Origin of the sequence: Amycolatopsis sp. GA6-003, from assembly GCF_046267895.1 — a bacterium.
Taxonomy (GTDB): domain Bacteria; phylum Actinomycetota; class Actinomycetes; order Mycobacteriales; family Pseudonocardiaceae; genus Amycolatopsis.
Genome location: NZ_CP176499.1, coordinates 6,795,576 through 6,811,145, shown reverse-complemented (window position 1 = coordinate 6,811,145; position 15,570 = coordinate 6,795,576). Strand labels below are relative to the sequence as shown.

The 15,570-nt window shown below is 69.5% G+C and carries 14 protein-coding genes; 3 read left to right on the top strand and 11 right to left on the bottom strand.

What is annotated here, in order from left to right; genetic code table 11:
* Positions 1-8: 8 nt before the first annotated feature.
* Both fabG and F9C12_RS30885 read right to left on the bottom strand, forming a co-directional pair.
* Positions 9-794: a 3-oxoacyl-ACP reductase FabG gene (fabG, locus tag F9C12_RS30890; RefSeq protein ID WP_409185271.1), complete on the bottom strand. Its 786-nt coding sequence runs from the start codon at positions 792-794 to the stop codon at positions 9-11.
* Entirely contained in the window at positions 791-2,026 is a 1,236-nt protein-coding gene (locus tag F9C12_RS30885; RefSeq protein WP_409462696.1) for an FAD-dependent monooxygenase, read from the bottom strand. Before F9C12_RS30885 ends, fabG begins: the two co-directional genes overlap by 4 nt.
* A 159-nt stretch (positions 2,027-2,185) precedes the next feature.
* Between F9C12_RS30885 and F9C12_RS30880 the strand changes: the two genes are divergently transcribed.
* Both F9C12_RS30880 and F9C12_RS30875 read left to right on the top strand, forming a co-directional pair.
* Positions 2,186-2,647, top strand: a complete 462-nt coding sequence (locus tag F9C12_RS30880) for a nuclear transport factor 2 family protein (protein ID WP_409185269.1) — start codon at positions 2,186-2,188, stop codon at positions 2,645-2,647.
* Positions 2,644-3,066, top strand: coding sequence for a nuclear transport factor 2 family protein (locus tag F9C12_RS30875; protein ID WP_409462695.1), 423 nt, complete (start codon positions 2,644-2,646; stop codon positions 3,064-3,066). The genes F9C12_RS30880 and F9C12_RS30875 overlap by 4 nt, the downstream gene beginning before the upstream one ends.
* Positions 3,067-3,260: 194 nt before the next feature.
* On the opposite strand, the gene F9C12_RS30870 is transcribed toward F9C12_RS30875, so the two are convergent.
* Positions 3,261-4,019 carry an SDR family NAD(P)-dependent oxidoreductase gene (locus F9C12_RS30870; protein ID WP_409462694.1) on the bottom strand — a complete coding sequence of 253 codons (759 nt, stop codon included), beginning with the start codon at positions 4,017-4,019 and terminating at the stop codon, positions 3,261-3,263.
* Between the two features lie 169 nt (positions 4,020-4,188).
* Here F9C12_RS30870 and F9C12_RS30865 point away from each other — a divergent pair, with 169 nt between their 5' ends.
* A complete protein-coding gene (locus F9C12_RS30865) occupies positions 4,189-5,211 on the top strand; it encodes a methyltransferase (RefSeq protein ID WP_409462693.1) in 1,023 nt (340 codons plus the stop codon).
* Positions 5,212-5,232: 21 nt separating this feature from the next.
* Here the strand turns inward: F9C12_RS30865 and F9C12_RS30860 are convergent, their stop codons facing one another.
* The 8 genes from F9C12_RS30860 to F9C12_RS30825 all read right to left on the bottom strand — a co-directional run bounded on the left by F9C12_RS30860 (position 5,233) and on the right by F9C12_RS30825 (position 15,490).
* The gene (locus F9C12_RS30860; protein ID WP_409462692.1) at positions 5,233-6,762 is read right to left on the bottom strand and encodes an MFS transporter; all 1,530 of its coding nucleotides are present in this window, start codon (positions 6,760-6,762) and stop codon (positions 5,233-5,235) included.
* A 35-nt stretch (positions 6,763-6,797) separates the two neighbouring features.
* On the bottom strand, positions 6,798-7,055 hold the full coding sequence (locus tag F9C12_RS30855) for an acyl carrier protein (RefSeq protein ID WP_037817205.1): 258 nt from the start codon (positions 7,053-7,055) through the stop codon (positions 6,798-6,800).
* 99 nt (positions 7,056-7,154) lie between these two features.
* Entirely contained in the window at positions 7,155-8,360 is a 1,206-nt protein-coding gene (locus F9C12_RS30850; protein WP_409185264.1) for a ketosynthase chain-length factor, read from the bottom strand.
* On the bottom strand, positions 8,357-9,589 hold the full coding sequence (locus F9C12_RS30845) for a beta-ketoacyl-[acyl-carrier-protein] synthase family protein (protein ID WP_409462691.1): 1,233 nt from the start codon (positions 9,587-9,589) through the stop codon (positions 8,357-8,359). Before F9C12_RS30845 ends, F9C12_RS30850 begins: the two co-directional genes overlap by 4 nt.
* A gap of 245 nt (positions 9,590-9,834) precedes the next feature.
* Complete coding sequence (locus tag F9C12_RS30840; protein WP_409462690.1) at positions 9,835-11,922, bottom strand: BTAD domain-containing putative transcriptional regulator; 2,088 nt, start codon at positions 11,920-11,922, stop codon at positions 9,835-9,837.
* Positions 11,923-12,045: 123 nt separating this feature from the next.
* Positions 12,046-12,768: an SDR family NAD(P)-dependent oxidoreductase gene (locus F9C12_RS30835; RefSeq protein WP_409185262.1), complete on the bottom strand. Its 723-nt coding sequence runs from the start codon at positions 12,766-12,768 to the stop codon at positions 12,046-12,048.
* A gap of 152 nt (positions 12,769-12,920) precedes the next feature.
* Positions 12,921-14,471 (bottom strand): FAD-dependent oxidoreductase, encoded by a 1,551-nt coding sequence (locus F9C12_RS30830; RefSeq protein WP_409462689.1) that lies wholly within the window; start codon positions 14,469-14,471, stop codon positions 12,921-12,923.
* Positions 14,468-15,490 (bottom strand): methyltransferase, encoded by a 1,023-nt coding sequence (locus tag F9C12_RS30825; RefSeq protein WP_409185260.1) that lies wholly within the window; start codon positions 15,488-15,490, stop codon positions 14,468-14,470. Before F9C12_RS30825 ends, F9C12_RS30830 begins: the two co-directional genes overlap by 4 nt.
* Positions 15,491-15,570 lie beyond the last annotated feature (80 nt).

The window sequence follows — 15,570 nt, the reverse complement described above, 5'->3', positions numbered from 1 at the left end:
CGGTCCTCTCAGTAGTTGCCAAGCCCGCCGCAGACGTTGATCGCCTGCCCGGTCATGGACGCCGCGGTGTCGGTGACGAGGTAGCCGACGAGGCCCGCCACCTCCTCCGGAGTGGAGTACCGGCCGAGCGGGATCTTCGCGGTGAACTTCTCCAGCACGGCTTCCTCGGTGGTGTTCCACGCCGCCGCGTACCGGCCGCGGATCGCCTGCGCCATCGGGGTTTCCACGTAGCCGGGGCACACCGCGTTGACCGTCACCCCGGTCTTGCCCAGTTCGAACCCGAGCGCCTTGGTGAAGCCGACGACACCGTGCTTCGACGCCGAGTACGGCGCGCCGAGCACCACGCCCTGCTTGCCCGCGGTGGACGCGATGTTGATCACCCGGCCCTTGTCCTTGGCCAGCATGCCGCCCTTGGTGAGCACCTCGCGGGTCATCAGGAACACGCTGTTGAGGTTCGTGTTGATCACGTCGAACCACAGCTCGTCCGGGATTTCCGCGGTCGGCCCGCCGCCGCTGCGGCCCGCGTTGTTGACCAGGACGTCGATCGGGCCGTACCGGTCCACCGCGGCCGCGACGAGCGCCTGGATGTCGTCCTTCTCCCGGACGTCGCAGGTGCTGCCGTCCACGTCCAGTCCCTCGGCGCGCAGGTCCCGCACCGTCTCGTCGACGGATTCCCTGGTGCGGGCGCAGAAGTACACCTGGTAGCCCTGCTGAGCCAGCGATCGGGTCACCGCGAGCCCGATCCCGCTGGTGCCGCCGGTGACCAGCGCTACGCCCCGGCTCTGTTCGGTCATCGTGTCCCTCCTGGGTTGCTCGGCGCGCGGAACAGGTCCGCGCGCACGTCGCGCGGGCGAGCTCCGAACGCGACGAGATTGAGGATCTTGCGGAAGATCGGGGTGTGCGGCAGCAGCTTCGCGACCACCGGCCGCACGGCGTCCACGATCCGGCCGGACGACAGCATTCCCTTGTTCTGCCTCGACTGGAGCGTGAACACGGTGTCCACCGCCGCGCGTCGCTCGGCCTCGAAGCGGGCCAGCGCGGCGGGCCGGTTGTCTTTCGCGGCTACGGCGGCGACCAGCTCGGGGTGCAGCGCGACGGCGTCCGCGATGGCCAGGTTGATGCCCTGCGCGCCGATCGGGCTGTGCGTGTGCGCGGCGTCGCCGATGAGCACGAGGCCCGGCCGGACCCATTCCCGCGCGCGGCCGGAGAAGACGTCCAACGGGGACAGCTCGGACAGCGCGGTCACCTGCTCGCGGATCAGGTCCGCGTGCTGCGGGACGGCGGCGACCAGCTGTTCCCGGACGTGCTCGATGCCCTTGGCGGCCACTGTTTTGTAGCTGCCCTTCGCCAGCGTCCAGCCGATCTGGACGCGGTCCGGATAGGAATCGTGCACCAGCACCGGATCGGCGGCGGTGCGATGGATGCGGACCGCGCCGGCCCGCCGGTCCGGGGCGAGCAGCTTGAACCACACGACGTCGTGCTCGAATTTCTCGAACTTGTCGTAGCCGATCCCGGCGAGCGAACGAGTCTTCGAGTACCGGCCGTCCGCGGCGACCACCCAGCGGGCCCGCACCCGCGTCTCGCCTTCACCGGAGCCGCAGCGTATCCCGGTCACCGCGCCGTTCTCCTCCAGCAACGCCCGCGTCGAGCAGCCGCTGAGCAGCCGGAAGCCCGGCGTCGCCTGGCATTCGTCGAGCAGCCGCTCCAGCAGGAGCCGCTGCGGCACGCTGAGCAAATGGTCGTACGGCGCGGGAAGCGTCGCGTAGTCGATGTCCAGCAGCGTGCGGTCTCCTTGCACCAGCTGGAAATGCCGCATCGGATAACCGCCGAGACCGGCGAGGACGCCGAGCTGGTCCAGCGTGCGCAACGCGCCGGGCTGGATGATCTCGCCGCGGTACTCGCGGTCCAGCGACGCGCTGCGCTCCGCGACGACGACGTCCACTCCGGACCGCGCGAGCAGCAGCGCCAGCACCAGACCCGCCGGTCCGCCACCGGACACGCACACGTCCGCTTCGATCTCGCGCACTCGATCCCTCCCGCTGTCGCACCGCCTCGGCACACCCTCCAGCGGCCCGGTCCAAAACGGCTCGACGGCCAGTCGGCCGTCCCGCGCGAGTGGTCCACGAGGGGACTTTGAGCCGGCCGCGCGACTGTCGGACAACACGCGGCCGACGAGGAGGAAACGGTGCCGACAACCGCGCACCCGCGGGTGGGAATGGAGCTGTACCACCAGATCCAGGCCTTCTACGCCAAGCAGATGCAGCTGATGGACGACGGCGAGGTGGAACCGTGGGCGCAGACGTTCACTGAGGACGCCACGATCGCGAACAACGCCAATCCGGCTCCGGCCTCCGGGCGGGAGCTGATCTTGAAGGTGGCCCGGAAGCTAGCCGCGGACGTTGCTTCGCGCGGGGTTCAGCATCGGCATTGGACCGGGATGCTGGTGGTCACCGAGGACAGTGCGGACCAGGTGCGGACGCAGCTTTACGCGATGGTCGCGGAGATTCCCGCTGGGGGCGAGGCGCGGTTGTGGCGTTCCACCTTCTGCCGGGACACGCTCGTTCGCGGGGCCGGCGGGTGGCAGGTTTCGAATCGCGTGGTGACGCATGACGATATTCAGGATTCTCGAGCGGAGGAACAGGCGTGACTGTGTCGGGCGAGTTGTATCAGGAGATTCAGCAGTATTACGCGTGGCAGATGCAGTTGCTCGACCAGGCTCGCACTGACGAGTGGGCGGAGACGTTTACCGAGGACGGGGTATTCGCGGCCAATGCCGCTCCGGCGCCGGTCAAGGGGCGGGCGGCGATTGCGGCTGCGGCGGCGGCTACGCATCGGCAGCTGGCTGAAGTGCATGAGTTGCGGCGGCATTGGCTGGGGATGCTGACTGTTTCCCCTGGGGCGAATGAGGATGAGCTGCAGACTCGGTGTTATGCGTTGATTATTGCTACGCGTAAGGGTGGGGAGCCGCGGATTCACTGCAGTACGTTGTGTGAGGATCAGTTGGTGCGGGTCGGAGATACCTGGCAGGTTAAGCACCGGGCGGTGTCTCGGGACGATATTCGCTGAACCGGCCTTCGGCCGGAAAAAGAGAGTTGCGCTGGGGCACCCCGAAGCCCAAGTGTGACTACGCGCGGAGAGGCTTGTCAAGGCTGGAAAGAGTACCTTGACAAGCCTCTCCGCGCGTGTGTTGGCTTCGTATCGGGGTGCGGGGGAGGTGTGGGTGCCTCGATGGGGTGTGTCTGTTGCCGTTGGTCCGGGGTTTAGCGGGTCATGTCCGAGCCGCCGTTTACCGAGACTACTGTGCCTGCGATGTAGGCCGCTTCTTTGCTGGTGAAGAAGGCCACTAGGGCTGCTACGTCTTCTGGTTCCGCTGCGCGGCCTGCTGGGATTCGCTTTTCGAAAGCGGAGAACCAGTCCGGTGGGGCCTCGCCTACGGCGTCGGTTCGGGTCAGGCCTGGGGAGACTACGTTCGCTACGACGCCGTGCGGGGCGCCTTCTCTTGCGGCGAACTTCGCGTAGGAGATCAGTGCGGACTTTGCCGCCGCGTGTGCGACCACGTCTGCTCCGACCGGGCCCTTGCTGGCTTCCGCGGCCAGGTAGACGAGGCGTCCGTAGCCCTGGTCCTTCATCAGCTGCCACACCGCGCGGGTGGGGTGGAAGGCCGCGGCCAGCTCGTCGTTCACCTTCGTGGAGAAGGTTTCCCACGGGATTTCCGCTATCGAGCCTTGCGCGAGGCCGACGTTCGCGTTGCAGACCAGCGCGTCCACTCGGCCGTAGGCTTCGACCGTCGCGTCCACCAGCGCTTGCGCGCCCTCGGCGGTGCGGACGTCGGCTCCTACCGCGATCGCTTCGCCGCCTGCCGTGGTGATGGCTTCCGCCGCTTCTTCCGCGGCCTCTTTGGACGTCAGGTAGTTGATCACCACCTGGTCGCCTCGTGCGGCCAGCCGTTCCGCGATGCCGCGGCCGATTCCGCGTGCCGCGCCGGTTACCACCGCGACGCGGCGTACCTGGTCTTCCACCCGCTGCTCCTCGGTTTCGGGCTCCCGGCTTCTCCGGGGGTGCCGTTTCCGCCAATCTATCCGCTGAAACCGTTGCCGCGACACCGCCTTCAGAGATCTTCGAGAACCTTTTGAACGGCGGCGGCGAGCATCGGACGACTGACCGAAACGGCGGAGGAGACTGACCCGGATGTCCGACGATCTCGCGCGCGCCCGCACGCCGCAGCTGGAGCTGATGAATCTCATCATCGGCGACTGGAAAGCCCGTGCCGTCTGCACGGCCGCCGAACTCGGCTGGCCCGACCGGCTCGCCGGCGGGCCCCGTACCGCGGCTCAGGTGGCCGCCGACTCCGGCACGGATCCCGTTGCCACCCAACGATTCCTGCGGTACCTTGCCGCACTCGGCGTGTTCCGCGAGGAGGACGGCGCGTTCGCCCTGACCGAACTCGGCGAGCTGTTGCGCAGCGACCGGGAAGACTCGCTGCGGCCGTACACGCTCATCGCGGGCTCCGAATTCCATCGCGCCTGGACTGACGTCGCCTCCGCCGTACGAACCGGACAAAATGCTTTCGAAGGCGCATTTCACTCTAGCTTCTTCGAGTATCTTTCGGCGAACCCCGAAAGGCAAAAGCTGTTCGACCGGGCGATGGCGGGCAATACGGCGTTGTTCGACGCGGTCCCCGGCGCCTACGACTTCGGTGCGCACCAGCGCTTTGTCGACGTCGGCGGCGGCAGCGGCGAACTGGCGGTGCGGCTGCTCGCCGCGCATCCACGCCTGCGGGGCACGGTCTACGACGCCGAACAGTCCGCGGAGAACGCGAAAAAGGCCATCGCGGACGCTGGCCTCACCGACCGGTGCGAGGTGGCGTCCGGGGACTTCCTGGAGTCCGTTCCCGAGGGCGGCGACGTCTATCTGCTCGCTCGAGTGCTGGTGAACTGGCCGGACGAGGACTGCGTCCGGATCCTGGCGAACTGCGCGGCCGCGGCCGCTCCGGGTGCGCGGCTGCTGCTGGTGGAACGCGTGTCCGGGCCGGGCGTGGACAACGCTTTGCTGCTGTCCCACGACACCTTGATGTACGTGCTCTTCGGCGGGGGCGGGATCCGCTCCAGCGCGGAAGTGACCCGGCTGCTCGAGGAAGCCGGGTTCGCGCTGGACGCGATCACTCCGCTGCCGCAGGAGTTCTCGCTGATCTCCGCCACCCGCCGAAGCTGAACGCCCCGGCCCGGGAACGCGTCAGGAAACCTCAGCCGCGCGCCGTTCCCGGGCCGGTACCACCACCAGCACGACAATCGCCGCCAGCACCGCGGCACCAGCGGCGGCGAGAGCCGTCGTCCGCATCGCGACCGTGAACGCGTCCGCGCCCGCGGCGAACAGCTCGGTGCCTTGGTTCCCGCCAAGCGCCGCCGCGGCGGCCTTCGTCGCTTCGATCGAATCGCCCGCCGCGACGCGCGACTGCGCCGGCAGCACTGACAACGCAGGCTCGACCCCGTTGCGGTACACGACAGTCAGCAGCGAACCCAGCACCGCGATGCCGATCGCACCGCCGATGCTGCGGCCCATGTTCGTCAGCGCCGAACCGACGCCCGCGCGCTCGCGCGGCACCGCCGACATGATCGTGGTGGTCGCCGGCGGCATCACGTTGGCCATCGCCAGACCGACCAGGAAGTCGGCGACGAACACCGGCCACAGCGGGCTGTTCTGGTCCAGCAGCGCGAAAATCGCCACGCCGATGGCGAGCAGCAGCAAGCCGCCGACGAGCACGTTCTTGGCCCCGAACTTCGCCGACAGCGCCGCCGAACGCGGCGAGAACACCGCCAGGGCCAGCGCCAGCGGAAGAATCGCCAGGCCGGTCATCAGCGGGCTCACGCCGAGCACGCTCTGCAGGTAGAAAATCAGGAAGAACGGCACGCCGAAGTTCACGAAGAACGCCAGCGTCACCGCGCTGGTCGCACCGGCGACGCGGCGGTCCGACACCAGCCGCAGATCCAGCGCGGGGGCCGCGGACCGCAGTTCCACCAGGATGAACACGACCAGCAGCAGCACGCCGAGCACCAGCGGGACGTACACCCGCGGATCGGCGACCGTGGCCAGGTTGCCCGCCTGGATGATTCCGTACACCAGCGCGGTGCTCCACGCGACCGACAGCACCACGCCGGGCACGTCGAGCTTGCGCGCGGTCGAAGTGGACTCCGGGACCAGCAGCACGGTCAGCACGATCGCGGCCAGTACGATCGGGCCGTTCACCAGGAAAATCGAGCCCCACCAAGCGAACTGGATGAGCACGCCGCCGAGCACCGGGGCCACCACGGCCGCGATGCCGGCGGCGGACACCCAGTACCCGATGGCGCGCGGGCGCTCCTTGTCGCCGAACACGTGCGAGATGGTCGCGAGCGTGGTCGGCGGGATCGCCGCGCCGCCCGCGCCCATCACGACGCGCCACAGCACCAGTTCGCCCGGGGAGTGCGCGAACGCCGCCAGCACGCTGGAAACGCCGAACACCACGAGCCCGATCAGGAGCACCTTCCGGTGCCCGAGCCGGTCCCCCAGCACGCCCCACGCCAGCAGCAGACCGGCGTAGACGAGCGTGAACCCGTTGACCACCCACTGCAGCTCGTCCGCGGACGCGCCGAGCCCGTCGACCGGATCGGCGAGCGCGCGGAAGGCGATCGTCACGATCGTCGCGTCCAGCACGGTGAGCAGAAAGGACGTCAGCAGCACCGCGAGGATCGCCCAGCGGCGCGGGTTCAGGGCAGGCTCGGACACCTGTCCTCCTTCGGAAGGCTTCGGCGGAATTCCCCTTACACCGCGGAACCGAGCCTGCTGTTCACCAGCTCGACCAGAGCGCGCGGCGTGTCGATGTCGACCACCGTTTCGTCCGGCAGCTCGACCCCGTAGTCGCGCTGGAGCATACTCGCGGTCTCCATCAGCGCGAGCGAGTCATAGCCCAATTCGGCGAACGGAATGTCGCGCGCGTCGGTGGTTTGTGCCATTTCGTCGCTCTCGCCGGCACAGCGGCGGATGATCTCCATCAGGTCTTCGTAGGTCAGCTCGCGCATGATCGCTCCTCCTGCCGCACGAAGGCGGCTATCGGTAGTTTTTCTTGCTGGACAAGGCTTTGCGGTTCGGCCGTTCGGGTGATCTTGAAACCGGCTCGCTCACACTCCGCGCAGCACCAGCGCGGCGTTGTGCCCGCCGATGCCGCGGGCGAGGACGACCGCGGCCCGCACCGGCGTTTCCCGCGCGGCACCGGTGACCAGGTCGATCCCGTGCTCCGGCACCGGATCCGAGACATTCGGCGTCGGCGGCACCACGCCGTGCCGGATCGCCAGCGCCGCGCACGCGACGTCCAATCCGGCCCCGCCCGCGGCCAGCCGGCCGACCCCGGCCTTGGGCGCGGTGACCGGGACCCCGCGTTCGCCGAACACCGCGCCGATCGCTTCGGCTTCCTCGCGGTCGAGCTTCGGATCCCCGGCCGCGTCGGCGAAAACGACGTCCACCTCGGCGGCCGAAAGGCCCGCGTCCGACAGGGCGAGTTCGATCGCCCGCCGCAGTCCCGGCGGACGGCCGCTGCCCGGTTTCGGGTCGAAAGTGGACGCATACCCGGCGATCTCGGCGTACGGCGGCTGCCGGTCCCGCGACGATTCCGCCGGTTCCAGCACGAGCACCGCGCCGCCCTCGCCGGGCACATACCCGGCGGCGGACCGGTCGAACGGCAGATACGCCCTCGCCGGTTCGCTGCTCTTGCTCAGCCGCCCGGAGGTCAACATCGCCGCCCAGCCCCACGGGCACAGCGCGCTGTCGATGCCGCCGGCCAACGCGACCGCGGTCCCGGAACGCACCGCGCGCCGGGCCTTTCCGATCGCGTCCAGTCCCCCGGCCTGTTCGGACACCACCACCGCACCCGGGCCGCGCATGCCGTGCCGGATGGAGATCTGCCCGGTGTTGACCGCGTAGAACCACGCGAACGACTGGTACGCGCTGACGTATTTGCCGCCCTTGCTCCACATGTTCTGCAGCTCGCGCTGGCCGAACTCGTAGCCGCCCGCCGAACTGGCGGTGATCACCGCGAGGTCGAACCCGTCGTGCTCCTCCGGGTCGACTCCCGCGTCGGCCAGCGCCCATTCCGCGCCCACGAGCGACATTCGAGTGGAGTGGTCGGTCTGCGGCAGCAACCGGCTCGGCAGGATGCCCTTCGCGCTGAACCCGGCGACCTCGCCGGCGAGCGTGCTCGGGTACCCCGAGGCGTCGAACCGGGTCACCGGACCGATTCCGCTGGCCCCTTCGAGCGTGGCTTCCCAGAACTGCTTGACCCCGCTTCCGGTCGGCGCGAGCACGCCGAGCCCGGTGATCACCGCGTTCATGCCGGACCGCCGACGTTGCCCGCGAGCACCATGGCGCTCTGGAAACCGCCGAACCCGGAGCCGACCGTCAGCACCGTGTCCACCTTGGCTTCTCGCGCCACCAAAGGAATGTAGTCCAAGTCCAGCTCCGGATCGGGTTCGGTGAGGTTGGCCGTGGGCGGCAGCAGCCCGTCGCGCATGGCGAGCAGGCTGGCGGCGATCTCGATCGAGCCGATCGCGCCGAGCGAATGCCCGACCATCGACTTGATCGAACTCACCGGGACGCGATAAGCGTGTTCTCCCAGCGAGTTCTTGAACGCCTGCGTCTCGTGCCGGTCGTTCTGCTTCGTGCCCGAGCCGTGCGCGTTGACGTAGCCGATCGACTCCGCCGGCACCCGCGCCTGGCCCATCGCCTGCCGGATCGCCTCGGTCATTTCCACGCCGTCCGAGCGCAGCCCGGTCATGTGGTAGGCGTTGCAGCGCGTGGCGAATCCGGCGATTTCGCCGTAGATCCGGGCGCCGCGGGCGAGCGCCCGGCCCAGTTCCTCCACCACGAACACCGCCGCGCCCTCGCCGAGGACGAACCCGTTGCGGGTGTTGTCGAACGGCCGCGACGCCGTCGCCGCCTCGTCGTTGCGCGGCGAGGTCGCCTTGATCGCGTCGAAGCACGCCACGGTGATCGGCGAGATCGGCGCGTCCGAACCGCCCGCGAGGACGACGTCCGCGCTGCCCTCGGCGATCAGGTCCCGCGCGTGGCCCACCGAGTCCAATCCGGACGTGCACCCGGTCGAGATGACCTGCACCGGACCTTCCGCGCCCGCCTCCCAGGCCACCTCCTTGGCCATCGAACTCGGCACGAAGTGGTCGAACAGATGCGGCACCGCGTACTCCGCGTCGACCTCCCACTTCCGGCCGCCGTCGCTCACCACGACGTACTCGCGTTCGAGGCTCATCGTCGCGCCGACCGCGCTGCCGATCGACACGCCGGTCCGGTACGGGTCCACATCGGACGGTGCGAGCCCGGCGTCGGCCATCGCCTCCCGCGCGCACACCACCGCGAACTGCGTCACCCGGTCCATCCGGCGCACCTGCTGCGGACCCAGCCCGGCCGCCTCCGGGTCGAAATCGCATTCGGCGGCGATCTGCGAGCGGAACTGGGAGGCGTCGAAAAAGGACACCGGCCGGGTGGCGGTCCGCCCGCCCGACACCATGTCCCAGAACGGTTCGCGCCCCGGTTTCCCCGGAGCCACCACACCTATCCCGGTGATCACCGCCCGGCGCGGACCTCCGCCGCCGTGCCGCGCCGGCACTCCCGCTGCCCCGGGGTGCCCTGCACTCGTACTCACTCCGTCTGCACCTGCCCTTCGCGCTCCGAGCGCCCGACGTCGCTGAAATCGAGTCTGGGCCCGGAGTGTCCAAGACGGATCGAAGCGGGGTCGAACGCGCTCCAGCCGGATTCGACCGGAACGACAGCGGATCGGCCCCGCCCCGGAGGTCAGCCCGTGGCGACCGCGGCTTCGCGTGCCGCGAGCTCGGCTTCCCTTGCCAGCAGGCGGCCCGCGAACGACGGAAGCCGGGGAACGCGGTACACCGCGTCCGAAACGGACGGACGCAAAATGTCTACATTGGACTCAGCGGCGCGGTACCGGTGCGGGCCCGAACCGCCGCGTTCGCCGATTTCCTCGGCCAGCCCGGCGGATTCGAGGTCCTCGAGCACTTCGCGCACCAGTTCTCCAGGGCGGCCAAGGATCTTGACCGCGTCCGGCACGGTGAACTCGTCGATGCTCGCCAGCCGCCGGAACGCCTCCTGCGCCGGTCCGCACAACGTCCGGTAACTCGCCCGGACGCTCGCGTCGACCGTGCCTTCCCCGCACGGCAACCGAAGCACCGCACCGGGATCGCGGGACAACCGCTCGTGCATCCGGCGCAACGACCAGGTCGGCCGGTAAGCCAGATACCCGCCGACCGCCGCGACGGCCAGCGGCAGCCTGCCGCACATCCGCACCAGCGCGCTCGCGCAGTCGAGGTCCTCCAGCATCCGCCGCCGTCCGATGAACTGGCCGAGCAGCTCCAGCGATTCGTTGACCGTCAGCGGCGGCAGATGCACCGGCGCGACCACGCCGCGCAAGTACAGCCGCCGTCTGCTCGCGACCAGCAGCAGGCTGCCCGGACCGCTGGGGCGCAACAGATCCACTTCGGACGACCGGGCGGCGTCGTCCACGACGACCAGCAGCCGCCGGGTGGCGGTGTAGTCGCGGTAGACGTTCACCAGCTCGGACATCGACGGCGACGGCGACAGCGGAACGCCGCACGCGCGCAGGCAGCCGGCGAGCACGTCGGCCATCGTCTCCTCGCCGCGGTGCACCGGAGTCAGCGACGCGAAGATCTGCCCGTCCGGGAACGTCGCGCGGACCCGGTGCGCGACGTGCACGAGCAGCGAGGTCTTGCCCGCGCCCGGCCCGCCGGTGATCTCCACGACGGCGCTGCCGCCGGTGAGCTTGGTGCGCGCGGCGGAACATCGCCGCACCAGCTCGCGGATCTCTTCTTCCCGGCCGACGAAATCGGGCACGTCCGACGGCAGGTGATTCGGGCCGCACGCCTCGGGCAGCGCCGGCCGCAGCGGGACCAGGTCACCCTCCGCATCCGGGCGCACCACGGAAACCACTTCGACGACACTGCTCTCAGTCACGGTGCCGTTGTCGTCGATACTCCGGACGACTGCATCCGCAGTCCGCTCGATTTGCCCGTTCTGTTTCGTTTGCCCGTTGTCTAGACCAGTTGTGGCCTCACTCACACTCCCGCCGCGCGGGACCGGAAGGGTGAGCGCGGGATCGTCCACCAGGATCTGCTGGTGCACCGAACGCAGCGTCGCCGACGGCTCGATGCCCAGCTGCGCGATGAAATCGCTGCGCACCCGGTGGTAGACGTCGAGCGCCTCGACCCGGCGGCCGCAGCGGTAGAGCGCGACCATCAGCTTCGCCGAATACGCCTCGTGGGTCGGATTCGCCTTGACCACCCCGGCCAGCTCGTCCACCACGCGGCGGTGCCGTCCCAGCGCCAGCTCGGCCTCGAACCGCAGGTCGAGCGCGGCTTTGCGGCTTTCCTCCAGCTGGGTCGCCCGCGCGGCGAGGGTCGGGCCGAGGGGAAGATCGGACAGCGCGGCCCCGCGCCACAGCGCGAGCGCCTGCCTGGCCAGTTCGGCGCAGGCTTCGAGGTCGCCGGCGTCGTGCCGGTCGCGGGCCTGGTCGAGCAGCGCCGAATAGCGCACCGCGTCGACCACGTCCGCCCGCGGCACCTGCAGTTCGTACCCGTGCGGACGGGTCAGCAGTACGGTCGCGCCCTCCTCGGCCGATCCGGCCAGCCGCAGCGACTTGCGCAGCTGGTAGACGTAGGTCTGCAACGTCGTGGCCGCGCTCGCCGGAGGGTTGTTCTCCCACAGCTCCTCGACGAACTGCTCGAAGTGCACCGCCCGGTTGGCGTTCAGCGCGAGCATGGCCAGCACGGTGCGGAGCTTCGGCGCGGACGGCGTCTTGCTCACCCCGTCCGCGCGCACGGCCAGCGGTCCCAATATCGCGATCTGCATCCGACCCCCAGATACCTGCCGAAAGAGCACGCCAGGCAGCGGCCTCGCGTGCTTCGCTTTCCCCCAGTGAGACGCCAGCGACGCTAGCAGAGAAACGGCTTCCTGATGCCGGGTGCGAAAAACTTAACGTCCGCCTGATACTTCTGCGAACTGCCCGTTCGTATTGCCGTTGGCGGCCGAACACAGGAACACTGCCAGTTGTGCGACATCACCCGGACAGCTCAATCGGCCACTGGGCGTGATGGCTCGCTCGCGCTCCAGCATCTCCTCCGGAACCTGTTGCGCAACACGGGGAGTAACGGTCAGGCCAGGCAGAATGGTGTTGACCAGCACTCCGTCGCGGCCGACGTCCCAGGCGAGGCTCGTGGCGAAACCGTGCAATGCGGACTTCACCGCACCATAAGCCTCGCGGCCCGGCTTGCCCGCGGTCGCCGCGCGCGACGAAATAAATGCGATCCGTCCCCATTTCTTCTCGCGCATACCGGGCAGCACCTTCGCCACCGTGTGGAACACCGGCGCGATATTCACATTGAGGAACGAAACGCAATCCTCCGTAGGTAGTTCTTCGAACAATTTTCCCGGCTTGCGCAGCGCGCCCGGACTGATCGCATTCGCGACCAGCACGTCCACCGGGCCCCAGTGCTCCCGCACGGCCTCGACCGCCGCGTCCACACTGGCCAGATCGGCCAGGTCGTAGTGCACCGCGAAGCCGCGGTCCGGACCGCATTCGCGCGCGACTTCTTCGGCCGCCTCGCGGTTGGCCCGGTAGGTCACCGCGACCTTGGCCCCTTCGGCGGCGAACGTGCGCGCGAGTTCGGCCCCGATCCCGCCGCTGCCGCCGGTCACCAGCACGACCTTGCCGGTCAGCCCCAGATCCACCTTCGCTCCTCGATGTTCTCTCAGTAGTGAGCGCGGCGAAGGTCCGGGAGGGGAACCCGCACGGAATCAGCTTCCCTCAGGATTCCCGTCCCGGACTTCCGCGCGGCCGTCGGACAGGGTCAGACAGAAAGGTGCGCGTGCCGCAGCACGGCGCGCACGACGGCGGCGGACATCCGGTCGCCGCGGTCGGCCACGTAGCCGTCCGGACGCGTCAGGATCCAGCCCGTCGCCGAAAGGCCGAGCGCCCGCCGCAACGCGCCGTCGGCGTCCGGCAGGTCCCCGCCCGGCCCCGCCACCTGCGGCACCAGCCAGCCGCCCAAGGACGGCAAGTCTTCTCGCGGGGCGTCCGGGCCGAGCACGAGCGTCCAGCCCGGTTCCCGCAGTTGCGCCAGCAAGGCCTGCCACGCCGGGGTTTCCGCCTCCGCACCGGTGACGGCCGACAGCCGTTCGCCCGGTCGCGGGCCCGGTCCGGCCGGGGCGGAACCGCCGCCGTAGGACAGGCCCAGCGCGGACATCCCGCCCATGATCTTGCGTTCCAGCTTGCCGCGCAGCACCGAAACGTTCCGCAGCACGCCGAACGCCACCGGCAGGACCGCGGCGACGTACGGATTTTTCAGCTGTACCAGGAAAGTCGCCTTCTTCGTGGTACGCAGCAGCTCCGCGCCCACCGGCACCCGCTCGCGCGAGTAGCTGTCGAGCAGCTGCTCGTCGGCATGCCCGTCGATGACCATCGCCAGCTTCCACGCGAGGTTGTACGCGTCCTGGATGCCGGTGTTCATGCCCTGGCCGGACGCCGGGCTGTGCACGTGCGCGGCGTCGCCGGCGACCAGACAGCGGCCGGACCGCATCGCCGGCACCATCCGCTGCTGGATGGAGAACACCGAAACCCACGTCGGCGGCGAAACCACGGTCGGCACGCCGGTCGCCGCGGACACCTTCTCCGAGAACCGCCGCGCTACCACCGCGTCGTCGCCGGAGCCGGAGTACTCGACGTCGCGAGTGTCGAGCAGCCGCCATTTGCCCTCGTCCGGGAACGGCACCATCATCACCGACCCACCCGGCGTCCGGATGAGATGGATGCTGTCGCGCGGCAACACGGTATCCGCCTGCGCGTCGGCGATCAGCCAAGTCTCCGACGAGTCGCCCTCGAGCTTCAGCCCCAGCTTCTTGCGCACCGCGCTGTGCCCGCCGTCGCAGCCGACCAGCCAGTCCGCCGTGGTCTCCTCGACCTCGCCCTCGCGTTCGAGCCGGACCTGGACGCCGTCCCCAGTGTCGGTGAAGTCCGCCAGCGCGACGCCCCACTCGACCTCGACGCCCTGTTTGGCCAGCGCGGTCCGCAGCACCTCCTCGGTGATGACCTGGTCGACCATCAACGTGAACGGCAACCGCGTCGGCAGCCGCGAGTAGTCCGCCCGGAGCCCGACCATTCGCTTGCCGCGCAGGTGAATGGTGAACGCGCGCACCTGCTGCCCGCGCGGCAGGAGATCGTCGAGCACGCCCATCTGGTCGTAGATTTCCAGCGAACGGGGATGCGTCGCCAGCGCCCGGCTGGTCACCGCCGGACCGGCCGCCCGGTCGACGATCCGCACCCGCACGCCGCGCCGGGCCAGTTCGTGCGCCGCGGTCAGCCCGACCGGACCGGCCCCGACGACCAGCGCCTGCGTGCTCACGGTTTCACCGCGACCACAACGGTGTCGTTGCCGCGCGGCAAGGTCGTGGCGGCACGGAATTCCAGCCCGGCCTCGTCCAGCCACTCGCGCAGCTGCGGCACGGTGTACTCGGAACCGCCGTCGGTGATCAGGCCGACGTTGATGCTGCCGATCAGGCTGCGCAGGTCCGGGTTCTCCGCGTCGAGGATCTGGTCGTACACCACGACCGCGCCCCCGCTCGGAATCGCGTTTTTGGCCCGCACCAACAGTTCCACGCGACGCTTCGGGTCCCAGTCGTGCAGCACGTGGCCGAACACGACCACGTCGGTCTCCGGCAGCGGCGTCTCGAAGAAGTCGCCGGCGTGGAACGTGACCCGGTCCGCGACGCCCAGCTCCGCCATCAGCTCGTCGAAGTGCGGTTCGATCGGCGGCAGCTCGAACACGCCGCCATGCAGATGCGGATGCGCCAGGCACAGCTGCGCCGCGACATTGCCGCGCGCGCCGCCGACGTCAACGAAGCTCTTGTACTCCGCCCAGTCCACGTGCTCGGCCAGCTGCGGCGCGACCAACGCGTTGTTCGCGTCCATGTGCACCAGGAAAGCCTTGGCGCGCACCGGATCCTCGTACAGTTTGGCGAACGCGCCGTGCCCGCCGATGTCCGCCTTCGGCTCGCCGTCGCGCAGCGCCTCGGACAACTTGCCCCACATCGCGTAGTGCCGCTCCGACGTCGTGCGGACCCGGGCGCCGAGGTAGCCGCTCCCGGACGCGCCCGGCACCAGCACCTCCGCGGCCGCCGGGGAGTTGCTGAACTTCTCGCCGTCGCGCTCCAGCAGCCCGAGCGCGGCGAGCGCCTGGACGAAATCGCCGGTGAACCGCTGGTGCAGCCCGAGTTCCTGGCGGATCTCGCCGATCGTCCTCGGCGCGGCCGCCAGCAGTTCGAACACGCCCAGCTCGACCGCGCTGTGCAGGATCTTCGACTGGGTGAACAGCATGTTGAGGCGGGCGATCGCCTGCGCGTCCACGGTGGTGTGGGCAGTCATCCCGGGCCGTACCTGCCTTCCGTTTCTGTGGTCCGCGGGCACGACAGCCGCGGAAAACCTCGTGTGCGGCGATGCTTCCG

What these genes read in the sequence shown, in the direction of transcription:
- F9C12_RS30840 (WP_409462690.1), bottom strand. Translation starts at nt 11,922, where the DNA reads ATGCAGATCGCGATATTGGGACCGCTGGCCGTGCGCGCGGACGGGGTG.
- F9C12_RS30865 (WP_409462693.1), top strand. Translation starts at nt 4,189, where the DNA reads ATGTCCGACGATCTCGCGCGCGCCCGCACGCCGCAGCTGGAGCTGATG.
- F9C12_RS30825 (WP_409185260.1), bottom strand. Translation starts at nt 15,490, where the DNA reads ATGACTGCCCACACCACCGTGGACGCGCAGGCGATCGCCCGCCTCAAC.
- F9C12_RS30855 (WP_037817205.1), bottom strand. Translation starts at nt 7,055, where the DNA reads ATGCGCGAGCTGACCTACGAAGACCTGATGGAGATCATCCGCCGCTGT.
- F9C12_RS30850 (WP_409185264.1), bottom strand. Translation starts at nt 8,360, where the DNA reads ATGAACGCGGTGATCACCGGGCTCGGCGTGCTCGCGCCGACCGGAAGC.
- fabG (WP_409185271.1), bottom strand. Translation starts at nt 794, where the DNA reads ATGACCGAACAGAGCCGGGGCGTAGCGCTGGTCACCGGCGGCACCAGC.